Source organism: Terrabacter sp. NPDC080008, assembly GCF_040702505.1.
GTDB lineage: Bacteria > Actinomycetota > Actinomycetes > Actinomycetales > Dermatophilaceae > Terrabacter.
This window is the reverse complement of sequence record NZ_JBFBLC010000005.1, coordinates 222882-245857: the sequence shown is the minus strand read 5'-3', so window position 1 is coordinate 245857 and position 22976 is coordinate 222882. Positions and strand designations below refer to the sequence as shown.

Annotated in this window: 18 protein-coding genes; 12 read left to right on the top strand and 6 right to left on the bottom strand. The window is 71.8% G+C overall.

The genetic code is table 11. From position 1 onward, the window contains the following. Positions 1–103: 103 nt before the first annotated feature. From AB0316_RS15710 to AB0316_RS15675, 8 genes are all read left to right on the top strand, one after another. Positions 104–2212: a hydantoinase/oxoprolinase family protein gene (locus AB0316_RS15710; protein WP_366273974.1), complete on the top strand. Its 2109-nt coding sequence runs from the start codon at positions 104–106 to the stop codon at positions 2210–2212. A gap of 1 nt (position 2213) precedes the next feature. Continuing rightward, positions 2214–4256, top strand: a complete 2043-nt coding sequence (locus AB0316_RS15705) for a hydantoinase B/oxoprolinase family protein (RefSeq protein WP_366273973.1) — start codon at positions 2214–2216, stop codon at positions 4254–4256. Positions 4257–4273: 17 nt separating this feature from the next. After that, a complete protein-coding gene (locus tag AB0316_RS15700) occupies positions 4274–5152 on the top strand; it encodes an NmrA family NAD(P)-binding protein (protein WP_366273972.1) in 879 nt (292 codons plus the stop codon). A 123-nt stretch (positions 5153–5275) separates the two neighbouring features. Then, positions 5276–6295: a BMP family protein gene (locus tag AB0316_RS15695; RefSeq protein WP_366273971.1), complete on the top strand. Its 1020-nt coding sequence runs from the start codon at positions 5276–5278 to the stop codon at positions 6293–6295. A gap of 10 nt (positions 6296–6305) precedes the next feature. Continuing rightward, positions 6306–7937 carry an ABC transporter ATP-binding protein gene (locus tag AB0316_RS15690; RefSeq protein WP_366273970.1) on the top strand — a complete coding sequence of 544 codons (1632 nt, stop codon included), beginning with the start codon at positions 6306–6308 and terminating at the stop codon, positions 7935–7937. Continuing rightward, complete coding sequence (locus tag AB0316_RS15685) at positions 7934–9022, top strand: ABC transporter permease (RefSeq protein WP_366273969.1); 1089 nt, start codon at positions 7934–7936, stop codon at positions 9020–9022. The genes AB0316_RS15690 and AB0316_RS15685 overlap by 4 nt, the downstream gene beginning before the upstream one ends. After that, positions 9019–9951, top strand: a complete 933-nt coding sequence (locus tag AB0316_RS15680) for an ABC transporter permease (RefSeq protein WP_366273968.1) — start codon at positions 9019–9021, stop codon at positions 9949–9951. The genes AB0316_RS15685 and AB0316_RS15680 overlap by 4 nt, the downstream gene beginning before the upstream one ends. A 483-nt stretch (positions 9952–10434) precedes the next feature. Continuing rightward, complete coding sequence (locus AB0316_RS15675; RefSeq protein ID WP_366274072.1) at positions 10435–11892, top strand: carboxyl transferase domain-containing protein; 1458 nt, start codon at positions 10435–10437, stop codon at positions 11890–11892. A gap of 49 nt (positions 11893–11941) precedes the next feature. On the opposite strand, the gene AB0316_RS15670 is transcribed toward AB0316_RS15675, so the two are convergent. Further along, complete coding sequence (locus tag AB0316_RS15670; protein WP_366273967.1) at positions 11942–12187, bottom strand: hypothetical protein; 246 nt, start codon at positions 12185–12187, stop codon at positions 11942–11944. Positions 12188–12374: 187 nt separating this feature from the next. On the opposite strand from AB0316_RS15670, the gene arcC reads away from it, so the two are divergent. Next, a complete protein-coding gene (gene arcC / locus AB0316_RS15665; protein WP_366273966.1) occupies positions 12375–13322 on the top strand; it encodes a carbamate kinase in 948 nt (315 codons plus the stop codon). A 5-nt stretch (positions 13323–13327) separates the two neighbouring features. Then, the gene (locus AB0316_RS15660; protein WP_366273965.1) at positions 13328–14464 is read left to right on the top strand and encodes a ring-opening amidohydrolase; all 1137 of its coding nucleotides are present in this window, start codon (positions 13328–13330) and stop codon (positions 14462–14464) included. 162 nt (positions 14465–14626) lie between these two features. On the opposite strand, the gene AB0316_RS15655 is transcribed toward AB0316_RS15660, so the two are convergent. Beyond that, complete coding sequence (locus AB0316_RS15655; protein WP_366273964.1) at positions 14627–16138, bottom strand: hypothetical protein; 1512 nt, start codon at positions 16136–16138, stop codon at positions 14627–14629. 251 nt (positions 16139–16389) lie between these two features. Here AB0316_RS15655 and AB0316_RS15650 point away from each other — a divergent pair, with 251 nt between their 5' ends. Further along, a complete protein-coding gene (locus AB0316_RS15650) occupies positions 16390–17937 on the top strand; it encodes a YhjD/YihY/BrkB family envelope integrity protein (protein ID WP_366273963.1) in 1548 nt (515 codons plus the stop codon). An 87-nt stretch (positions 17938–18024) separates the two neighbouring features. On the opposite strand, the gene AB0316_RS15645 is transcribed toward AB0316_RS15650, so the two are convergent. The 3 genes from AB0316_RS15645 to purN form a co-directional block, all read right to left on the bottom strand. Next, on the bottom strand, positions 18025–18405 hold the full coding sequence (locus tag AB0316_RS15645; RefSeq protein WP_366273962.1) for a YciI family protein: 381 nt from the start codon (positions 18403–18405) through the stop codon (positions 18025–18027). Positions 18406–18656: 251 nt separating this feature from the next. Beyond that, positions 18657–20291, bottom strand: a complete 1635-nt coding sequence (gene purH / locus AB0316_RS15640) for a bifunctional phosphoribosylaminoimidazolecarboxamide formyltransferase/IMP cyclohydrolase (RefSeq protein WP_366273961.1) — start codon at positions 20289–20291, stop codon at positions 18657–18659. 155 nt (positions 20292–20446) lie between these two features. Then, positions 20447–21097 (bottom strand): phosphoribosylglycinamide formyltransferase, encoded by a 651-nt coding sequence (gene purN, locus AB0316_RS15635; protein WP_366273960.1) that lies wholly within the window; start codon positions 21095–21097, stop codon positions 20447–20449. Positions 21098–21172: 75 nt separating this feature from the next. Here purN and AB0316_RS15630 point away from each other — a divergent pair, with 75 nt between their 5' ends. Then, entirely contained in the window at positions 21173–21565 is a 393-nt protein-coding gene (locus tag AB0316_RS15630; RefSeq protein WP_366273959.1) for a hypothetical protein, read from the top strand. A 72-nt stretch (positions 21566–21637) separates the two neighbouring features. On the opposite strand, the gene AB0316_RS15625 is transcribed toward AB0316_RS15630, so the two are convergent. Then, complete coding sequence (locus tag AB0316_RS15625) at positions 21638–22936, bottom strand: DUF6350 family protein (RefSeq protein WP_366273958.1); 1299 nt, start codon at positions 22934–22936, stop codon at positions 21638–21640. Between the last annotated feature and the right edge of the window lie 40 nt (positions 22937–22976).

The window sequence follows — 22976 nt, the reverse complement described above, 5'->3', positions numbered from 1 at the left end:
CTGAGGCGTGGCGTGGTTCTGGCGAGGATTGGTCCAGAACCGGGCAGGTGTTGGCACGATGTGCCAACGCCCCGCAGCGGTCCGCGCCGGTTGAATCCTCACCATGACAGCAGGCACCTTCCCCGGCCGCCGGATCCGCATCGGCATCGACACGGGCGGCACGTTCACCGACGTCGTCGCACTCGACGAGAGCTCGGGCGAGCTCGTCACGACGAAGACGCCCTCGACCCCGGGCAACCCTGCCGACGGCTTCCTCAACGGCGTCCGCAAGGTGCTCGAGCTGATGGGGGCGAGCGGCGACGACATCACCGCCGTGTCGCACGGCACGACCGTCGCCACGAACAAGCTCCTCGAGGGCAAGGTCGAGGCCCTCGGCTTCATCACCACCGAGGGCTACGAGTTCATCCTCGAGATCGCCCGCCAGGCGGTGCCCGACGGCTACGGCAACTCCTACTTCTGGGTCAAGCCCCCGCGCATCGTCCCGGCCGACTACGTCAAGACCGTCGGCGGCCGCATCGACTTCGAGGGCAACGAGATCCGCCCCTTCGACGAGGAGGGCGCCGTCCGCGCCGCCCGGTGGTTCAAGGATCGCGGCATCACCACGATCGGTGTCTGCCTGCTGCACTCCTACGCCGACGACAGCCACGAGCTCGCGCTGCGCGAGGTGCTGCGGCGCGAGCACCCCGAGGCAGTCGTCTCGATCAGCTCCGAGGTGCTGCGCGAGTACCGCGAGTACGAGCGCTCGATGACCACGCTCGTCGACGCCGCGGTCAAGCCGAACGTCTCGCGCTACGTCGCCAACATCCACCAACGGCTCGACGAGTTCGTCAGCGCCGGCACGAAGCTGCCCTTCTACATCATGAAGTCCAACGGCGGCGTGCTGTCGGCCGACGAGGTCGTGCACCAGCCGATCACGACCGTGCTCTCCGGCCCGGCGGCCGGCGCGCTCGGCGCCGGCCTCATCGCCAGCAAGGCCGGCTTCGACAAGGTCCTCACCTGCGACGGCGGCGGCACCTCGACCGACGTCTCGGTCGTCCTCGGCGGCGAGCCCACCCTGACCACCGAGGGCTCCGTCGGCGCCTACCCGAGCAAGATCCCGATGATCGACGTCGTCACCGTGGGCGCCGGCGGCGGCTCCATCGCCTGGGTCTCGCCCGAGGGCTCGCTCAAGGTCGGTCCCCAGTCGGCGGGGGCTGACCCCGGCCCGCTCTGCTACGCCAAGGGCGGCACCGAGCCGACGATCACCGACGCCCACGTGACCCTCGGTCGCATCCCCGCGCACCTGCTCGGGGGCGAGATCCCCCTCGACGTCGAGGCGGCCCGCACCGGCATCACCGAGCTCGCCGGCCGCCTCGGCCTCGACTTCGAGCGCTGCGCCACCGGGATCCTCGAGATCTCGGCGTGGAACCAGGCGAACGCCCTGCGCCAGGTCTCGGTCAAGCGCGGCCTCGACGTGCGCGACTTCATGCTCGCCACCTTCGGCGGGTCCGGCTCGCTCCTGGCCTGCCGGCTCGTCGACATCCTCGGCCTCGCAGGGGTCGTCGTGCCGCAGAACCCCGGCAACGTGTCGGCGTTCGGACTGCTCACCGTCGACGTCAAGAACGACTACGTGCAGACGGCCGTCGCGCGCCAGAGCAGCCTCGACCACGCCGCAGTGCAGAAGACCTTCGACGACCTGACCGACCGGGCCGCCGCGGCTCTCGACGCCGAGGGCTTCCCGCGCGAGGCGCACCGCTACTCGCGGACCGTCGACCTCCGCTACTTCGGCCAGGCCTACGAGGTGCGGGTGAGCGCTCCCGACGGCGAGGTCGACGAGGCGTATGCCGCTGACCTGGCCTCGCGCTTCCACGACGAGCACCGCGCTCTCTACGGCTACGACTTCCGCGACGACCCCACGCAGCAGGTCGAGTGGGTCAACCTGCGCGTCACCGGCGTCGGGCCCATCACCCGTCCGGAGCTGCGTGAGCTCGCCCCGGCCACCGGTGCGGCCGACGTGCGCGAGCGCGCCCACCGCAGCACCCGCCCGGTCTGCTTCGACCCGGAGGACGGCTACGTCGACACGGACGTGTGGTGGCGCCCCGACCTGCTGGCCGGGGACGTCCTGACCGGCCCCGCCATCGTCGAGGAGTTCGGCTCCACCGTTCCCGTCCATCCCGGGTTCGTCGTCCGCGTCGACAGCCTCGGCAACCTCGTCATCACCAAGGAGGCCTGAGATGTGCTTCTCCTGCCAGACCGCGGCCACCCGGCTCGCCCCCGTCGACGCCGCCGTCGGCTCGGCAGCCGGCTCGGCCACAGCCGACGCGTCCGCCGGCCACGGCGACACCCCGGTCAACCCCGCAGGGCTGCCCACGGCATACGAGCACGGCAACCGGCTGACCCCCGAGGGCAGCACGGTCGACCCGATCCTCGTCGAGATCGTCGAGGGCACCCTGGCGAGCGTCGAGATGGAGGTGGAGACGGCCATCGCCCGCACGTCGCGCTCCCCCATGATCCGTGACGCGCACGACTTCCGCGCCGGCATCCACGACCGCCAGCTGCGCAAGTTGACCGGCCGCTCCTACAGCGCCCTGGTACACCCGATCGCCCGCGACTTCCCGCTCGAGCAGATGAGCGAGGGCGACGTCTTCTTCCACAACGACGTCTACGAGTCCGAGGGTGGCATCGGCCACCTGCCCGACCTGTGCGTCACCGTCCCGGTCTTCTCCGGTGGTGAGGTCGTCGCCTTCGTCCAGGCCTTCGGGCACCACGACGACATCGGCGGCGCCGTCCCCGGCTCCATGCCGAGCAACGCGCAGACGGTGTTCGAGGAGGGCCTGTCTGTCCCGCCGATCAAGCTGTGGGACAAGGGAGTCCGCAACGAGGCGGCCCTGCGCATCATGACGCGCAACAGCCGCATGCCCGACAGCCTCGCCGCCGACCTCGACGCCGAGTGCTCTGCGTGCCTGATGGGCGCCCGCCGGCTCTCCGAGCTCTTCGAGCGCTACGGCCGCGACACGGTCGAGGCGGCGTTCGACGCGATCCTCGACCGCACGACCGAGACCTACCGGCGCGAGATCCTCTCCAAGATCCCCGACGGCACCTACGTCTGGGAGGACTACGCCGAGCACGACGGCGTCGACGAGCCGATGCTGCACACGCAGCGGATCACGCTGACGAAGCAGTCGACCGGCGGCCCCGGCCCCGGCGACGGCGGCCCGAAGCTCGTCATCGACTTCACCGGCACGGCGAAGCAGGCCAAGGGCCCGATCAACCACTGCGGCGACTACGTCGGCGGCAACTTCCTCAAGAAGTGGCTCGCCCCGATCCTGCGCAACCTCGCCGACACCCCCGAGCGGATGGCCGAGCTCGACGTCAACGAGGGCATCGTGCCGCTCATCGAGATGAAGTTCCCCGAGAAGGGCACCCTGCTCACGCCGATCTACCCGGCGCCGACCAACGCCCGCACCTTCGTCATCCTGCGCCTGCTCGGCGTCCTCGCCGGCGTCGTTGCCAAGGCCGTCGACGGCAAGATGCCCGCCGACCAGGAGACGATCCGCTACACCGGCGTCTACGGCAAGGACCGCGACGGCAACGACTACCTCATGCGCGAGGTGCTCGGCGGCGGCTCCGGCGGGCGTTACTACGCCGACGGCGAGGACACGATCCACGTCGTGCCCGACAGCCGCAACCTGCCGACCGAGTTCACCGAGAGCCGCTTCCCGTTCATCGTCGAGCGCCTCGGCCTCGCCGTCGACTCGGGCGGCGCCGGACGCTACCGCGGCGGCCTCGGCTACGAGAAGCACATCCGGATGCTCAAGGACGCCCACTTCATGTCCATCGCCGACCGCTCGATCCTCGCCTGCTGGGGCGTCAAGGGCGGCAAGGCCGGTCGTCCCTTCGAGGTGACCGTCGACGTCGGCGGTCCCGACGAGCGCACCGTCGACGCCCTCGCCGACGCCGAGGTCGTCAAGGCCGGCCAGGTCATCCGCATCCGCACCACCGGTGGCGGCGGCTGGGGCGACCCGCTCGACCGACCCTACGACGAGGTCGAGCGCGACCTGCGCTGGGGCAAGGTGTCGATCGAGGGGGCGCTGCGCGACTACGGCGTCGTCGCCTCGGGTGACAAGGACGCGCCCGTCATCGACGCGGCGGCCTCCGACGCCGAGCGCGAGCGTCGGCGTGCCGAGCGACCCGACGAGGCGCCGTTCTTCGACCGCGGTCCCGGATACGCCGCCCTCGCCGAGGGCAAGCCGGCCGCCGACGTCGACTGGCTGTGACGCGAGAGACGAGGGCCGTGGGCACCAGCGCGCCGGCAGGCGCCGCCGCGCCGACGGTCCTCGTCATCGGCGCGGCCGGCAAGACCGGCCGCGCCGTCACCGCCGCCCTCGCGCGACGCGGTGTCGCCGTGCGCGCCGCCGTGCGGTCCCCGGCGAGGGCAGAGACGGCGTATGCCGCTGGGGCAGCATCGATCTCGGTCTGCGACCTCGAGAGCGGTGCCGGCCTCGACGAGGCCCTGACCGATGCCACGGCCGTCTACCACCTCGCGCCGAACGTGCACCCCGACGAGGTCGCGATCGCGCGGCGGGTCGTGGCGGCAGCAGCGCGGGCCGGTGTGCAGCGCTTCGCCTTCCACTCCGTGCTGCACCCTCACGACGGCTCGATGCCGCACCACGTGCGCAAGGGCCTGGCCGAGGAGGTCGTGCGCTCGGCCTTTCCGCGGGCCACCGTCCTGCGCCCCGCGGCCTACCACCAGAACCTCGTGGCGGCAGCAAGGTCCGGCCGGATCGCGGTGCCGCACTCGCTCGACACCCCCTTCACGAACGTGGACCTCGACGACGTCGCGGAGGTCGCCGCCGAGGTGCTGACGGAGGCCGGCCACGAGGCCCGCACCTACGAGCTGGCCGGGCCGGAGGTGCTGACGGTGCGCGAGCAGGCCGTCACCGCCGCCCGTGTGCTCGGGCACCCGGTCACCGCCGAACAGCTCACGCTCGAGGCCTGGGCCGCCGGACCGGGGTCGAGCCTGCCCGAGCAGGCGCGCGCCGACCTGCTCGCGATGTTCACGGCGTACGACCGCGAGGGCCTCGTCGGCGACCCGACGACGCTCACGACCCTGCTCGGACGGCGTCCCACCACGTGGGGACAGGCCTTGGTGGCTGAATCCGCCACAACCTGAGCGTGACCCCGCTGTCAGTTGTTGACGAAGAGCAGGGTTTGTGAGCGATGGCACAGTCCTCCGCAACGGCACAGGCCGCACTCACACACCGACCTCGCGGTCGGAGCACCCCTTGGAGAACACATGGCACGCCTCACGTTCGTCCGGATCGCCGCCCCTGTCCTCACCGTCGCCCTCCTCACCACCGCCTGCGGCTCCGGTGACGCGGGCTCCGGCGCCACCGGTGGTGGGAGCGGCGAGAGTCCCCGCATCGCCGCGATCTTCTCCGGGTCGGCGACGGACGCCGACTACAACGCCCTCGGCCTGCTCGCCCTGCAGGCCGCCGAAAAGTCCTCGGGGGCGCAGACCGCGCACTCCGAGAGCGTTCCCGTCCCCGACGCCGAGCGAGTCATGAAGGAGTACCTCGCCGACGGGTACACCGTCATCTGGAGCCACGGCAGCCAGTATTTCGAGGCCACGAGCAAGCTCGCGAAGCAGAACCCCGACGTCACCTTCATCGGCGAGTTCGACGACAAGCCGAAGGAGGCCGTGCCCAACCTCTGGGTGCTCGACCGCAACTTCCACACGGCGTTCTACCCGCTCGGCGTGCTCGCTGCCGCCCAGACCAAGTCCGGCAAGATCGGCTACGTCGGTGGTCTCTCGCTGCCGTTCTCGTACTCCGAGGTGCACGCTGTCAACCAGGCCTTGAAGGACAACGGGTCGAACGCGACTGTGACACCGGTGTGGACGGGCGACTTCAACGACCCGACCAAGGCGCAGCAGATCACCTCGCAACTCGTCGGCCAGGGCAACGACGTCATCATCGGCTCGCTCAACCTCGGCATGGTCGGCGCCTTCCAGGCCGTGAAGGGCAAGACGGACGACGTTCTGGTCACGGCGAAGTACACCGACAAGTCGCAGTTCGACCCGGAGCACTACGCGACGGCCGCGATCTACGACTTCACCAAGCCCCTCGGCGACATGCTGACGAAGATCAAGGCCGGCGAGCGCAGCGGCTACTACCCGCTCGGCTTCGACACCGGCGTCTCGATCCAGACGCCGAAGAACGTCGACCCCGCCGTCGCCAAGAAGGTCGAGCAGGCTGTTGCTGACATCAAGTCGGGGAAGATCACGGTCGAGAAGAACCTCGCCGCGATCAAGTGACAGCGCAGATATGAACAAGCACACCGCGCAGGATGCGCGCCCCCTCCTGCACATGGACGGGATCCGTAAGACGTTCGGGAAAGTCGTGGCCCTCGACGGCGTCGACCTCAAGGTCGGCCGCAACGAGGTCCACGGCCTGCTCGGCGGCAACGGCGCCGGCAAGACGACACTGATGAACGTCTTGTACGGCCTCTACCGCGCTGAGCGCGGAACTGTGACCCTCGACGGGCACGAGGTCGTCATCCGTGACCCCCGGGACGCCATCTCCCACGGGATCGGGATGGTGCACCAGAACTTCCTCCAGGTGGACACCTACTCGGTCACCGAGAACATCGTTCTCGGCACGCACCTCCCGTCGTGGCCGGCCCTCGACCTCGGCGCGGCAGCCGACCGCATCGGCGACCTGTCGACGCGCTTCGGACTCACCGTCGACCCGCGGGCGACCATCGCCGACCTCTCGGTCGGACTGCGCCAGCGCGTCGAGATCCTCAAGGCGCTCTACCGCGGCGCCAAGGTTCTGGTACTCGATGAGCCAACGACGAATCTGACTCCGCAAGAGGTGGATTCGCTGTTCAGCTCGTTGCGGGCGATCGTCGACGAGGGCATGAGCGTCATTTTCATCACCCACAAGATCCGCGAGACCATGTCGGTCTGCGACACCCTGACCGTCATGCGTGACGGTCAGCGGATCGGCACCGTGGCCCGGCGTGAGACCTCCCCCACCGAGCTCGCCAAGCTCATGGTCGGTGACGACGCGATGGTGAGCCGGGTGACCGAGGTCGTCACCGCCGGGATGGCTGCGCCGACGTCGGGGGCGGCCGGCCATGCCACGGCCTCGGGCGCTTCGACACGCATCGCGTCGCACCGCGCCGCGACCGGCGACGCCGCGCCCGTACGGGTCGCCGTTGAGGGCTTCGTCGCGCACAACGACCACGGGGTGGTGGCCGCCGACGTCAGCCTCTCGCTCCGGGGCGGGGAGATCGTCGGTATCGCCGGCGTAGCCGGCAACGGCCAGGTGGAGCTCGTCGAGGCGCTCTCGGGCGTGCGACCGGCGGCCGCCGGCTCGATGGCGCTCGACGGCCGTGACCTCGCCGGCGAGCCGACCGCGGCCTGGCTCGACGGGGGCGTGGCCTATGTGCCCGAGGACCGTCACCGTGACGGCATCCTGCCCTCCGAGAGCATCGTCGAGAACCTCGTCCTCGGCGCGCAGCGCGGTCGCCGCTTCCGCACGGGACCGTTCCTCGACTGGCGCCGGGCCCGGGCCCACGCCGACGCCGCGATCCGCGACTTCTCGATCAAGGCGCCCTCGGCCGGCACGCCCGCCGCGCAGCTCTCGGGCGGCAACATCCAGCGGATCATCCTGGCCCGCGCCTTCTCGCACGAGCCCGGCTTCCTCATCCTGCACAACCCGACCCGTGGTCTCGACATCCCGTCGACGCAGTTCGTCTATGACCGCACCCGCGAGGCGGCGCAGAACGGCTCGGCCGTCCTGCTCGTCTCGGAGGACCTCGACGAGCTGACGCACCTGTGCGACCGCTTGCTCGTCGTCTACTCGGGTCGCATCGTCGGCGAGCGCCGGCGCGGGGAGTACGACCAGTACGAGATCGGCCACCTGATGGCCGGCCTGGAGGAGTCCGCATGACCACCACCACCAGCACCCCGGTCGAGACGCCGCCCAAGGCGGAGGCCCCGCGCGGCCGCGGGAGGCCGCTCGCGGGCCGGGTCGGCTCGTACGTCGTCGCGGTCCTGCTCGCGTTCGTCGTCGCCGGTGTCGTCATCGCCGCGCTCGGCCACAACCCCGTCGACGCCTACCGCGCGATCCTCACGACCTCGTTCAAGTCGGGCTTCGGCCTGGTCGAGACGGTGCACAAGTGGGTCCCGCTCGTGCTGCTCGCGCTCGCCTTCACGATCCCGTTGGCGGCCGGGAAGTACAACATCGGCGGCGAGGGCCAGCTGCTCGTCGGCGCGACGGCCAGCGCGGCGGCGGGCATCCTGCTCGCCGACCTGCCGATGGTCGTGCTCCTCCCGGTCGTCCTCGTCGTCGGCGTCCTCGCCGGTGCGGTATTCGCCTGGATCGCGGCCTGGCTCATGGACCGCTTCGGCATCAACGAGATCCTCAGCACCGTGCTGCTCAACTTCGTCAGCTTCGGCATCGTCGACTACGTCGCCTCCGAGGTCTGGAGTGACCCGGCGGCCGGTCACCCGACGACAATCCCCATCGGCGAGGGCGGCCTTCTCCCGCTCGTCGGTCGCCCGCCCATGCACCTCGGTGTCGTGCTCGCCGTGCTCGTCGCGGCCGCGACGGTCCTGGTCATGCGGCGCAGCGTGCCGGGCTACGAGCTGCGCGCGGTCGGGGCGAACGGCCGCGCGGCGCAGGTGCACGGGATCCGGATCGGGCGGGTGGCCGTCGGCTCGCTCGTCGTCGGCGGCGCCCTCGCCGGCCTCGCCGGGGCCATCGAGGTCGCCGGCGTGCACGGCAAGCTCATCGAGGGCATGCAGTCGAACTACCTGCTCCTCGGCATCATCATCGGCCTCATCGCGCGCGGCAACGCGCTGGCCGTGCCCTTCGTGGCCTTCGGCATCGCCGTGCTCGAGGTCGGCTCCAGCGCCATGCAGCGCAGCGCTGGCGTCCCGAGCGAGATGGTGCTCATCGTCGAGGCGCTCATCCTGCTCTTCCTGCTCTTCTCCGACGTCGTCGGATCTCGCCTGAGGAGGCACGCCCGATGACCGAGGTCACCTCGTTCCTACAGCTCGTCGTCACCGCCATGGTGCCGTTCATCCTCGCGGCCCAGGGCACGATGCTCGCCGGTCGGGCCGGCGTCTTCAACGTGGCCCAGGAGGGCCTGATGATGCTCGGCGCGAGCGTCGGATTCCTCGTGTCGCTCACGTTCGGCGGCAACCTCGTCGGCCTGCTCGTCGCGGGTCTCGTCGGCGGCGGTTTCGGCTGGTTCCTCGGCTGGGTCACGACGCGCTTCCGCCTTGACCAGTTCGTCATCGGGCTCGCGCTCTTCTTCGCCGCGACCGGCATCGCGTCGCTGCTCTACAAGGTCGTCATCGGCGTCACGCTCCAGCCGCCGCTCATCCGGACGCTCGACGATCTCAGCATCCCGGGCCTGTCCGCGATCCCGGTCCTCGGCCCGGTGCTCTTCGAGCAGTCGGCCATGGTCTACTTCGCGTTCCTAGTCTCGGGCCTGCTCTACTGGCTGCTCTACCGCACCAACCACGGCCTGTCGCTGCGCTCGGTCGGCGAGAACCCCAAGGCGGCGGACAGCCTCGGCGTCAACGTCGCCCGCACCCGCATCTGGTGCAGCGCCGGCGGCGCCGCCCTGATGGCCCTGGCCGGTGCGTACCTGCCGATGACCTACACCGGCACCTACACCGAGGGCATGGTGGCCGGCCGCGGCTGGCTCGCGATCGCCCTCGCGTTCTTCGGCGGGTGGCGGCCGCAGTACATCCTCGCCGGCTCGGCGTTCTTCGCCGGCATGGAGGTGCTGGCCCTGCGGGTGCAGGTCGGCGGGCTCGACGTGCCGCACCAATTCATCTCGATGCTGCCCTACGTCGCGACCCTGCTCGTCATGATGTTCGCCCTGCGCTGGGCCAGCATCCCGGCCTTCCTCGGGCGCAACTACGACCGCGAGAGCCGCACCTCGCACTGACGCGACACCCGAGCTCCTCAGTGCGAGGAAACCGTAGGCCGGAGTCCCCGATCGAGGACTCCGGCCTACGTGCTGAAAGTGTTTGGACGGGGGAAGTCCATCGCCGGGCATCGCGAACGGTTCGCGCCGGCTTCCATATGTCCCCGAGGACGCATCTAGGCTCGTGAACCTTCCTGGGTGCCACCGCCGGTGTTGCCTGCCCCCGCGCGATCGACGGCGGGCCTACATCAGTGCTGTCAGGGTGCGCCAAGGTGCTCCCCCTGTCTCCGGCAAGGCCTGACGAGGCCACGTCACGCGCCGCTCGGGCAGGGTGGAGACAGCCGCGCAGCCCACTGCGGAGCCGACCGCAGCGCACGCACACCGTGGACGCCGAGGAGCATCGTGCCCGGAACACCTGACCCCGCCACCACCAGAACGCACCGGGAGCCGGCCGCCGCGCCGGCCCGGCCGCGCCGCCTCGGCGCCCGCGAGCTGCTCGACACCGTGCTCGACGAGGGCACGTGGCGCAGCTGGGACGCGCCTCCCGCGCAACCCGCCGAGCCGGGCAGCACGTATGCCGCCGAGCTCGCTGCCGCGACAGAGCGCAGCGGGTGCGACGAGTCGATCATCACCGGCGAGGGCCGCCTCCGCGGCCGGCGCGTCGCCGTCATCGCGGGCGAGTTCGCCTTCCTCGCCGGCTCGATCGGCGCGGTGGCAGCCGAGCGCATCGTCCTGGCCTTCGAGCGGGCCCAGCGGGAGGAGCTGCCCGTCTTCGCCGCGCCGAGCTCGGGCGGCACCCGGATGCAGGAGGGCACGCCGGCCTTCGTCGGCATGGTGAAGATCAGCGCCGCCTGCGCCCAGCTCAAAGCAGCCGGGCTGCCCTACATCGTCTACCTGCGGCACCCCACGACCGGAGGCGTCTTCGCGTCGTGGGGCTCGCTCGGCCAGGTCACCGTCGCCGAGCCGGGCGCCACCATCGGCTTCCTCGGCGCCCGCGTCTACGAGGCGCTCTACGGCCGGCCCTTCCCCGAGGGCGTGCAGACCGCCGAGAACCTCTTCGAGCACGGACTCATCGACGCGGTGCTGCCGGTCGAGGCCCTCGCCGAGACGGCCGACCGGGCCCTCAACGTGCTCATGGCCCCCCGCGAGGACCTGCCGCAGGTCCCCGAGCTCGTCAAGGAGCCGCTCGAGGACATTCCGGCCTGGGAGTCCATCGGCCGGTCCCGGCGCGAGGACAGGCCCGGCGTGCGCGCGCTGCTGCGCCTCGGCGCCACCGACGTGCTGCCGCTGCACGGCACCGGGTCGGGCGAGTACGACCCCGGACTGCTCATGGCCCTGGCCCGCTTCGGCGGCGCGCCCTGCGTCGTGCTCGGCCAGGACCGGCGCGGCCAGACGCTCGATGCCCCGCTCTCGCCCAAGGGCCTGCGCGTGGCCCGGCGCGGCATGGCCCTGGCACGTGAGCTCGGGCTGCCCCTCGTCAGCGTCGTCGACACCGCCGGCGCCGCACTGTCGAAGGAGGCCGAGGAGGGCGGGCTCGCCGGTGAGATCGCCAGGTGCCTCGCTGAGCTCGTCACCCTCGAGGCGCCGACGCTGTGCGTGCTCCTCGGTCAGGGCACCGGGGGCGGTGCACTCGCGGTCATGCCGGCCGACCGGGTCATCTGCGCCCAGCACTCGTGGCTCTCGCCGCTGCCACCCGAGGGCGCGTCGGCGATCCTGCACCGCGACACCGTGCACGCCCCGGAGCTCGCCGCGGCGCAGCGGGTGCGGTCCCTCGACCTGCTCGCCGACGGCATCGTCGACCGGATCGTCGCCGAGCACCCGGACGCCGCCGACGAGCCCGAGGACTTCTGCCGCCGGATGAGCCAGACCATCCAGCACGAGCTCGCCGTGCTGGCGCGCGAGCGCCCCGAGGAGCGACTCGCCGCTCGGCTGGCCCGCTACCGGGCGCTGGGCCGGCGCTGAGCCGGCGCTGAGCCGGGTCGCACGACCCTCCCGGCCCCGGTGGAGCCCGTCACTCGATGTCGCGTTCCTCGATGGTCTGGCGCACCGTGTGCGACGGCGTGGTCGCGCCGCTCGGCCGCTCCTCGCGGGTGATGACCCGCTGGTGACGAGCTCCCTTCCGCCCGTGCCAGATCAGCGCACCCCCGGCGATCATGAGGATGATGCCGACGACCGTCAGGTTGATCACCGACGTGTGGGCCCGGACCGCGAAGGTCAGGATGGCGCCGATGACGGCGAGCAGGACTCCGACTCCCACGCTCGACCACCTCTCCGATCGATCAATCACGCCCCTGACGACGTTCCCCCGACCCTACCGACACGTACCCGCCCGCGGCCGGACGGCATACATCTGCCAATGTCGGGGGCGGCGTTGGGCAGGAGGTGACAACGCGCCCGCTCGGCTGCGCTCCCTAGGCTCACGCCATGACGACCGAGGACGCACCATGAGGGTGCTCGTCGCCCTGGGCGGCAACGCGATGACCGGGCCCGACGGCAGCGCGACGCCCCAGGCGCAGCTCGACGCCATCGCCGTGGCGAGCGGGCACCTGGCCGAGCTCGTCGCGGCCGGCCACGAGGTCGTCATCACGCACGGCAACGGTCCGCAGGTCGGCAACCTGCTGGTCAAGAACGAGCTCGCGGCACACGTCGTGCCGCCGGTGCCGCTCGACTGGTGCGGGGCGCAGACGCAGGGCACGATCGGGTTCACGCTGCTCGACACCCTCGAGGCTGCGCTCGCCCGGCACGGCGCGACCCGGCCGGTCGCCGCGCTCGTCAGCCGCACGCTCGTCGACGCCGACGACCCCGGCTTCACCAACCCGACCAAGCCGGTGGGCCGGTTCCTGCCCCGCGAGCAGGCCCAGGTGCTCATCGACCACGGCGAGCGCTGGGAGGACCGCGGCGAGAAGGGCTGGCGCCGCGTCGTCGCCTCGCCCGAGCCGGTCGAGGTCCTCGAGACGAACACCCTGCTCACGCTGCTCGGCGCCGGCTACGTCGTCGTCGCCGCGGGCGGCGGCGGCATCCCCGTGGTCCGCGACGAGGACGGGGCCGTGCACGGCGTCGAGGCCGTCATCGACAAGGACCTGACGGCGGCCCTCCTCGCCCGCGCCGTCGAGGCCGACGTGCTCGTCATCGCGACCGACGTCGCCCACGCCGTCGCCGCCTGGGGCACGCCCGAGGCCCACGACATCGGCCGCGTCACGCTCGCCGAGATGGAGGCGTATGCCGCCCAGGGCCACTTCGCGTCGGGCTCGATGGGCCCGAAGGTCGAGGCGGCCATGCGCTTCATCCGCTCCGGCGGCTCCCGCTCGATCATCACCGCTCTCGACCAGCTCGCCGCAGCCATCGACGGCCAGGTCGGAACCGTCATCGAAAACCCTGAAACAGAAAGGTGATTCACGTGCCCGAAGCCATTGAGGTGCGCAAGGTCCCCATCCACTCGGTCGCCGACGCGTCGGAGCTCGCGAAGCTCATCGACGACGGAGTGATGGAGGCGAGCCGTGTCATCGCCATCATCGGCAAGACCGAGGGCAACGGTGGCGTCAACGACTACACCCGCATCATCGCCGACCGCGCCTTCCGCGAGGTGCTCGTCGAGAAGGGCGCCCCGGCCGAGCAGGTCAAGCAGGTGCCGATCGTGTGGTCCGGCGGCACCGACGGCGTCATCAGCCCGCACGCCACGATCTTCGCGACCGTCCCGGCCGAGAAGGCCGAGCCCTCCGACGACCTGAGGCTCACGGTCGGTTTTGCGATGAGCGAGCCGATCAAGCCCGAGGAGATCGGCTACGTCGCGATGGTGCAGAAGGTCGCCGACGCGGTGAAGGTCGCGATGGAGCGGGCCGGCATCACCGACCCGGCCGACGTGCACTACGTGCAGACCAAGACGCCGCTGCTGACGATCCACACGATCCGCGACGCGAAGTCGCGCGGGCACCAGGTCTGGACCGAGCACACCCACGAGTCGATGGACCTCTCGAACGGCACGACCGGCCTCGGCATCGCCGTCGCCCTCGGCGAGATCGAGATGCCGACCGACGCCGACATCATGCACAACCGCTCGCTCTACTCCTCCGTCGCCTCGTGCAGCTCGGGCGTCGAGCTCGACCAGGCGCAGGTCGTCGTCGTCGGCAACGCCCGCGGCGTCGGCGGCCGATACCGCATCGGGCACTCCGTGATGAAGGACGCCCTCGACGCCGACGGCATCTGGGAGGCCATCAAGGACGCCGGCCTCGACCTGCCCGAGCGCGCCCACAGCAGCGACCTGCAGGGCCGCCTCGTCAACGTGTTCCTCAAGTGCGAGGTCAGCCAAGACGGCCAGGTCCACGGACGGCGCAACGCGATGCTCGACGACTCCGACGTGCACTGGCACCGCCAGATCAAGTCGTGCGTCGGCGGTGTCACCGCCTCGGTGACCGGCGACCCGGCCGTCTTCGTGTCGGTGTCGGCCGCGCACCAGGGTCCCGACGGTGGTGGCCCCGTCGCCGCGATCGTCGACCTCGGCGAAGGTGAGCCGACCGGCTACCGCTGGACCCGCTGACCCCTCACGCAGCACGCCTCGAGTGCCCAGCCCCCTCCTCGGGAGCTGGGCACTCGGCGTCTCGGGCACCCACGTCGCGCGGGTCACCGTCGGCGGTGGCCTCCCCCGCGTGCACGAGGGAGCGCTCCTGCGAGCGCCGGCCACACGGCATACGCCCTCGGGTCAGTGCGCCGGGAGCCCAGCGTGCGTCCGGCCCTGCGCCAACCCCCACACCGCGGCCAGGAGCAGCACCACGACGATCGCCGTCACCAGCACGACGACCCCGGTCGGGTCGTTCCAGAGGACGATGACGAGGGTGCCGAGCGCCACGACCACACCCGCAGCCATGGGCGCGTGCTCACCGACCGCCGTCCCCACCGGTCCCTTCTCCAACGACGCCCACGCCCTGCTCGACACCCCGGACACCCAGCGTCCGAAGCGGGCGAGCGCGGCCCGCCGGCCCAGCAGCGCCGCGAGCCCCGCGACGACCAGGGCGATGACGAAGACGAGGCGTATGCCGTCGACGAGGTAGCGCGTCACCGTGTCGAAGACGTACGACGCCGTCTGCGACGACATGTTCGTCGCCTGCATCCGGGTCAGGTAGACCTCGCGTCCGATGATGAGGCCGATCCGCAGGAGCAGCAGGCCGATCGCGGTGGCGAGGCCGGCCCACATGAGGGTCTGCCGGCGCCGGCCGCGCGCCAGGGCGATCGCGCCGGCGAAGGCGACCAGCCCGATCCACGGCAGCCAGTCGGCGGACGTGTCGAGCCAGCGCACCAGCTGCTGCGCCCGATCGACGCCCTGCAGACGGGCGATCTCGATCGTCGCGCCGACGGTCGGGATGTTCGCCGCAATCGTCAGGCCTGCGGCGACGAGCCGCGCCTTCACCTGTTCGATGATCGGCCCGAGGTTGAGCCGCAGAACATTGTCGGACGACACGGTGAGAGCCTGGCCCTGCTGCTGTCCGGTGAGGATGCCGACCAGTGCCGAGTGACCCGCGCGGTTGGCGGCCGACCACAGCTGGACGAAGGCATCGCTCGTCACGGCGCGGTGGACGACCTGGCTGATGAGGCCGGACACGGCGCTCGAGATAGGGGCCTTGAGCCGGTCGAACTGCGGCGGGAGAATCTGGCCGACCGCGGCGTTGACGTCGAAGTTCGCGGCGATCTCCCGGTTGACTGCGGCCTCGACCGTGGCCTGCACGCCAGGGTTGCTCGCGAGCGGCTCCACGTTGGCGACGTAGCGGTCGGTGTTGAGCACCTCGTTACGGGCCCACACGGCCGGCACGGCCAGCGTCAGGCACAGCGCACCGATGATCAGGAGGATGACCACGACGGCGCTCCGGGCGACGTGGCGCACCCGGACCGCGGTCGGCGACTCGAGCTCGTCGTTGCGCCGACGCAGCCGCTCCACCTCGGCACGCAGGGCGGCCGACTCCCGGTCCGACGCTAGCTGGGGCACGGCCTCCGGTTCGGCCTTCAGGTCTGGTTCGGGATGTTTCTCCGCGGCCGGCCGGGTCCCCGGTTCAGTGGCGGGCTCGGGGGCGGGCTCAAGGGCGGGCTCGGTCACGCGCTGCGGCTCGGTGACACGCTGGCTCTCCGGCTCGGAGCGCGGCTGCGTGACGCTGCTGCCGCCGTCCACCGGCTTGGTGGGTGCACTGCCGCGGCCCACCGTTGCTTCCTCGTCCGTTGACATCCTGCGCCTCCCGCGGCAGGGGTCGATCGCGCCCACGCGGCACCGTCGGACCCATCGGTCAGATCACTCCCACCTTCGGCTCACCGCACCGGCCGGTCATCATGCTCAGGGGGTGATCCGGGCGCCGGAGGCGTGCTCCGGCACCCTGCTGCCGAGATAGGCCGGGGCCGCCAGGAACCGCTGCACAGGGCTCGGGCCACTCACCCTGTCGGCATGAGGCGGCGCCGCATCGGGCGGCGGAGCATGGGGCCATGTCACCGGAGACCGAGCGTCCGCGTGCGAGGGCGGTCGGGCCACGACCGCTGCTCGAGCGAGGTCGAGAACTGCACTCGTGGGCCGAGCTGCGCGTGGAGAAGGCGCAGGCCGAGCATGTCAGCGTCCGGCTCGTCGCCGACGCGCTGCGCGAGGACCGCGCCACCGGGGGCGGGCTGCTGGCCGGCGCCCTCGCGTTCCGGCTCTTCTTGTGGCTGCTGCCTGCCGGCCTGGTCATCGTCGCACTCCTCGGCTTCTCGAATGCCGACGACGTACGTAAGGGGCTCGGCAGCGCCGGCCTCGGCGGCTACGCGGCCACGACGATCGCGACAGCGGCCGGGCAGGCGCACGACGGTCGCTGGGTTCTGCTGCTCATCGGGCTCGTCGGGCTCTACTCGACGTCCGTGGACTTGGCCAAGGTGATGTGGATCGGCACGAGCCTGGCCTGGCACCTGCCCATCTCACGACTGCGTCGGCAGCCGCGGGCGGCAGCAGCTGCCGCGATCCTGCTGCTGACCGCCGTGCTGTGCACGGTGGCCGTCAACTGGCTCCGCTCGATCCTCTATCCCGTGGGCCTGCTGGCCACGGTGCTGGTCGCGCTCGTCTACGGCCTGTGCGGCTGGCTCGCGCTGAGGCTGCTCCCGCACCCGACGCACATCACCGCGATCGACCTGCTGCCCGGAGCGGCGCTCATCGGGGTGGGTGTCCAGGCGCTGCACGTGGTCACGGTGTTCTTCCTCGCCGGCCGGATCAGCAGCTCGTCGCAGCTCTACGGCGCCCTCGGCGCGGCCGCCACCCTCCTGCTCTGGGCCTACCTCCTGGCCCGGGTGCTGATGGGCGCCTCGACGCTCAACCACACCCTGCTGCGCCACCGTGACGTGGCCCGGCTGCCGGTGCACCAACCCGGAGGCCCGAGCGGCGGTGGCATGACCGGCGTCCACCTTCTCCGGACCCCCGGGCGGTTGCTGGCAAGCCTGCGTGCCGACTGGCGCGAGCTCACGGCGAGCCTCGGCGCCGGCGGCCGGTCGACGTCCGGTGCGGCCGGGTCCGCCGGGTGGACCCACGTCACCATGCTCACGGTCTGCCGCTTCGACGGCGCGGACGAGGCCGAGGCCGCGAGCGGCAGGCTCGCGCAGCTCGAGCGGGAAGGGGCGTTCGAGCTCGTCGACGCAGCCGTCGTCACGTGGCCGTCCGAGGCTCGTCGGCCGCAGGCCTCGCACGTCGTGACCGGATCGAACCCCGGAGCCCTCGGCGGCGCGTTCTGGGGGCTGCTGCTCGGAGTCATCTTCTTCGCCCCGCTGCTGGGGCTCGCGGTCGGCGCCGGGGCCGGCGCTCTCGCGCCGCTGGACGACGCCGGCATCGGCGACCCGTTCATCCGGCGGGTGCGCGACGAGGTGACGCCGGGCACGTCGGCGCTCTTCCTCCTCACGGCGGAGGCCGACATCGACCGGGTCCGGGACGCGTTCGCGGAGTACGAGCCGGTCGTGGTGCACACGACCCTGACCTCGGAGCAGGAAGCGGCCCTGCATGACTACTTCGACGCCTGAGGTCGCCCGGCGCGTGAGGCCCATCGGGTAGCGAGGGTCTCCCACGGTCCGCGCGAGAGCCTCGCCAAGCGATGGCGCCGGGGACTCCTAGTCGCTGCCCATGCAGGGCCGCAGCTCGATTGTCTCCCCCGGACCCGCGAACGCCGCGGCGAAGGCCTCGGCTCGCTCACGGCTCTCCACATCGACGACGAAGAAGCCGGCGATGACCTCCTTCGCCTCCGAGTAGGGGCCATCGGTGACGGTGGGGCGACCGTCCTGCCAGCGGTAGACGCTCGAGTCTCCGGGTGCGCCCAGGGCCTCCGCGTGCACGAGCTCGCCGCGCTCCTGCACCTCCGCGAACGCCTTCTCCCACGCCTGCCCCATCGACTCCCGTTGCTCGGCGGGCAGCGCCTGGTGCTCGGCCACGAAGTCGGTGGTGGGGTGGCCCCACGGCTGCGGGTTCGAGTGGATCAGCACGACGTACTTCACGAGAGACCTCCCGGTCGGTTGGGAAGGGGCTCTAACCGCCCCTTCTGCGAACGCGTCGATCGGGTCGGCCCGCTCTCGACATCCACCTGCCCGATCGCGATCTCGACGTCGGAAGAGGGCCACACGTGGCCACTGGACGTCGGAAGAGGGGCCACACGTGGCCTCTCGACGTCGGAAAGTGCCCACTCGACGTGGGAGACGTCGGAAAGTGCCCACTCGACGTGATCTCCACGTCGAGTGGGCACTTTGCGTCAGTGGAAGAAGTGGCGGGTCCCGGTGAAGTACATGGTCACGCCGGCCGCCTTGGCGGCCTCGATGACCTCGTCGTCGCGGATCGAGCCGCCGGGCGCGACCACGGCGCGCACGCCGGCGTCGAGCAGGATCTGCAGCCCGTCGGCGAACGGGAAGAACGCGTCGGAGGCCGCGACCGACCCGCGCGCCCGGTCCTCCCCCGCGCGACGAACCGCGAGGTAGCAGGAGTCGACGCGGTTGACCTGCCCCATGCCGACCCCGACCGCGGCCCCGTCGCGAGCGAGCAGGATGGCGTTGGACTTTACGGCGCGGATGGCGCGCCAGGCGAACTGCAGGTCGGCGATGGTCGCCTCGTCCGCGGCCTTGCCGGCCACGAGGCGCCAGTTCGCGGCGTCGTCACCGCCGGTCACGTCGCCGTCCTCGCCCCGCACGACCGCGTCCACCTGGTCGACGCTCTGCACGAGCAGGCCACCGCTGACGGCGCGCGTCTCGATCGAATCGGCTGCCTCGGCCATCCCGGCCGGCAGCCGCAGCACCCGCAGGTTCTTCTTGGCCGTGAGGATCTCGAGGGCCTCGGGCTCGTAGTCCGGCGCGATGATGACCTCGGTGAAGACCGGCTTGGCGGCCGCCGCCATCGCGGCCGTCACGGTGCGGTTGCTCGCGATGATGCCGCCGTACGCGCTCACCGGGTCGGTCGCGTGGGCCTTCTCGTAGGCCTCCTCGATCGTGCCGCCGACCGCGATACCGCACGGGTTGGCGTGCTTGATGATCGCGACGGTCGGCTGGTCGCCGTGGTCGTGCGCCGCGCGCACCGCGGCGTCGGTGTCGACGTAGTTGTTGTACGACATCTCCTTGCCGTGCAGCTGCTCGGCGCTGGCGACGCCCGGCCGCCAGTGGCGGTAGAGCGCCGCCTGCTGGTGCGGGTTCTCGCCGTAGCGCAGCACCGCCGCCCGGTCGAAGCTCGCGCCCGTCCACTCCGGGAAGCCGGTGCCGTCGGTCGTGTCGGCGTACGCGTTGCCCATCCAGCTCGCCACCGCGACGTCGTAGGAGGCGGTGTGCACGAACGCCTCGGCCGCGAGCCGCTTGCGCTGCTCGAGCGTGAAACCGCCGGCTCCCAGCGCCTCGACGACCTGGCCGTATGCGTTCGGGCTCGTGACGATGGCGACGCTCGGGTGGTTCTTGGCGGCCGCACGGACCATCGACGGACCACCGATGTCGATCTGCTCGATGCACTCGTCGGGGCTCGCGCCGGAGGCGACGGTCTCGCGGAACGGGTAGAGGTTGACGACGACGAGCTCGAACGGCTCGACCCCGAGGTCGGCGAGCTGCCGGACGTGGTCGTCCTTGCGGGTGTCGGCCAGGATGCCGGCGTGCACCTTCGGGTGCAGCGTCTTGACCCGGCCCTCGAGGCACTCGGGGAAGCCCGTGAGCTCCTCGACCGGCGTCACGTCGATGCCGAGCGCGGCGATCGTCTTCGCGGTCGAGCCGGTCGAGACGATCGAGACCCCGGCGGCGTCCAGCGCGTGGGCGAGGTCCTCGAGGCCGGTCTTGTCGTAGACGGAGACGAGGGCCCGCCTGACGGGCCGGCGACCCTCGGACGCGTGGGACGGGGCTGCGGGCGTGGCGGCAGTCATTCGGTGCACTCCTGGTTCGGTGACATCGGTCGCGGTGCGTCCGTCGGTCCGACGGTCGGCATCCGTTCTCGCGAGGCACCCAGGCGGTCGATGCTCCCGACGTCACTCCCCGGTGGTGTCCCACCCGCGCCAGTCGTGTGCGACCAGCGTAGCGGTCAGCCCTGCCCGATCCGAACTCGTCGCCCGTCCACGGCGAAGCCCTCACGCGCGAGCCGGCGCACGACGTCGACGAGCAGGTCGCGCTCCTGGACCTTGATCCGCTCGTGCAGGCTGTCCTCGGTGTCGTCCTCCTCGACGGCCACGACACGCTGCTCGATGATCGGCCCGGTGTCGACGCCGGCGTCGACGACGTGGCACGTCGTGCCGGTCACCTTGACGCCGTAGGCGAGCGCGTCGCGTACGCCGTGGGCGCCGGGGAAGCTCGGCAGCAGCGCGGGGTGGGTGTTGACGACGGGCACGAGCCCGAGCGTGGCCGGCCCGAGGATGCGCATGAACCCAGCGGTCACGACGAACCGCGGAGCGGCCTTCGCCACGCGCTCGGCGAGCGCGAGGTCCCAGGCGGCACGGTCGGCATAGTCCCCCGGCGGCACGACGAACGTCTCCACGCCTGTCCGGGCCGCCCGCTCGAGGCCCGGACACTCGCGGTCGGCGCCGACCGCCACGACCCGCACGCCGTAGCCCGGCTCCGCGGACGCGTCGAGCAGCGCCTGCAGCAGCGTGCCGGAGCCCGACACGAGGACGACGACGGGCACAGGGTCCGGCTGCGGGCCGGGTTCGGACGGGCGGGCAGCGGCGTCGGTCGTCACGCGCCGGAGTGTAGCCGCCGCGCACGTCACCGCCCGGTGCGGTGCCGCCGCCCGGGATGCGTGAGGATGGAGCGCATGAGCCAGCCCCGCACCGAGCAGGACCTCGCGTTCCGGCGTGAGAAGGGAAAGCGCACCCTCCCGGTGTCGCTGCTCGTGCTGCTGGGCCTGGTCGCGATGTACCTCCCGCTGCCCAAGCGGTTCGTCGCCTTCCTCCCGCTGGTGCTGGCGGTCGTGCTCACCGTCCGGCTATTGCGCTTCCTCTCTCCGCGCAACGGCCGCGAGAAGGTGTGGCCGGCCCTGACCCTGGCCATGGTCGGGCTGCTGCTCTCGACCCTGGCCATGCAGGTCGCCTTCTACGACAAGGTCAGTGCCTACGAGCGCTGCCTCGACGGCGCGCAGACCACCATCGCCAGGGGCGAGTGCGACCAGCAGCGCGACGCGAGCATGCTCGGCCTCCTCGTGCGCTGACGCGAGCTGCCGCCCGGTGCGGCCTGACTGGGCCCTCTCGTCCCGCTCGACCCGTCGCCGTATGCGGTGGGCTCAGTCCTCGTCGCCCGTGGCGGCCGGCGTGGGGTGGGCCTCACCGTCGCGCTGCTGGGACCGGGCGCGCCAGCGCTCGAGCAGGAGCAGCGCGCCGACGTAGAGCAGGGCGCCACCGACGACCTCGGCGGTCAGGGCGGCCGCGAACGACAACAGGTGCGGCCCGACGGCCGAGAGCCGGTCGACCCCCACGGCGCCGTTTCCGAGAGCCGTGACCGCGACGACGACCACCACGGCGAGCAGGGCGCCGACGCCGGTGGCGAGCAGCCGGGCGCGCAGGTCGCCGAAGAACTCGAGCTCGGTGTCGACCCGGCGCCCCACCCAGGCGCCGACGGCCACGGGAGCCAGCAGGACGGCATACGTCATCGCTGGGTAGTCGGCGGCCTGCGGGAGCGCACCGAGCACCGGGACCAGCGGGAGCAGGCCCGGATGCGCTCCGGCCGGGGAGATCGTGGAACCGAGCGCGACCTGGAAGCCCGGGCCGGCGAGGAAGGACAGGGCCCACGTGGCGCCGTTGCCGATCAGGGCGAGCTGCGCGAGGCCGATGACGACGAGCGCGCCCGCGTTCGAGCCGAACTGCTCCTGGACGGCGGCGACTGCCGACCACGAGGTGACCAGCCGCACGACCACCACGACCATCCCGAGGCCGAGCAGCACCCCCGCCGTGCGCCACCCCGTGCGCCACACCGACGGCAGCCAGGTGGGCCCGCGCCGGAACCAGGTGCGCACGAAGGCCGGCGCCTCCTCGTCGTCGGGACGCAGCAGGACGAAGCCGAGCGCGGCCAGCGGCACGAGCAGCGAACCGACCACGGCCGCGACTCCGGGCGTGGCTGGGCCGCCCAGCGTGAGCAGCGCGAAGGCCGCCGAGAGCAGGCCGTAGCCGACGAGGAAGCCGGGCACGACGCCCCACTGGGCCACCCGGCTCCAGTCGCTCGCGCCGACCCGGTGCCGCTCGGTCGCGGCGAGGCGCCGCGCGAACCGGGAGGCGATGTAGACGAAGACGCCCATCAGGAGCAGCGGCGTCACGGAGACCGCCACTCCCCCCGCGCCGACCGACTGGGCGTGGCCGAGGAACCAGATCGCGCTGCCCAGCGAGACGGCCGAGAACCAGCCGACCGTGGACTCGGGAGCGGCCAGCCAGCCGACGAGCGCGGGGAGCACCACGACGGCCCAGGTGCCGACAGCAGCCAGCGCACCGGCGCGCAGGGCTGCGGGGACGGCGGTGGACGGGCTCGTCGGCGCCGTCGCGGACTTCGCCGGAGGCGTCGTGGTGGTGCTCGGCGGGGCCAGTGGTCTCACTCCTGCAGGTCGTCCTCCCCGTCCGCGATGTGCCGCGATG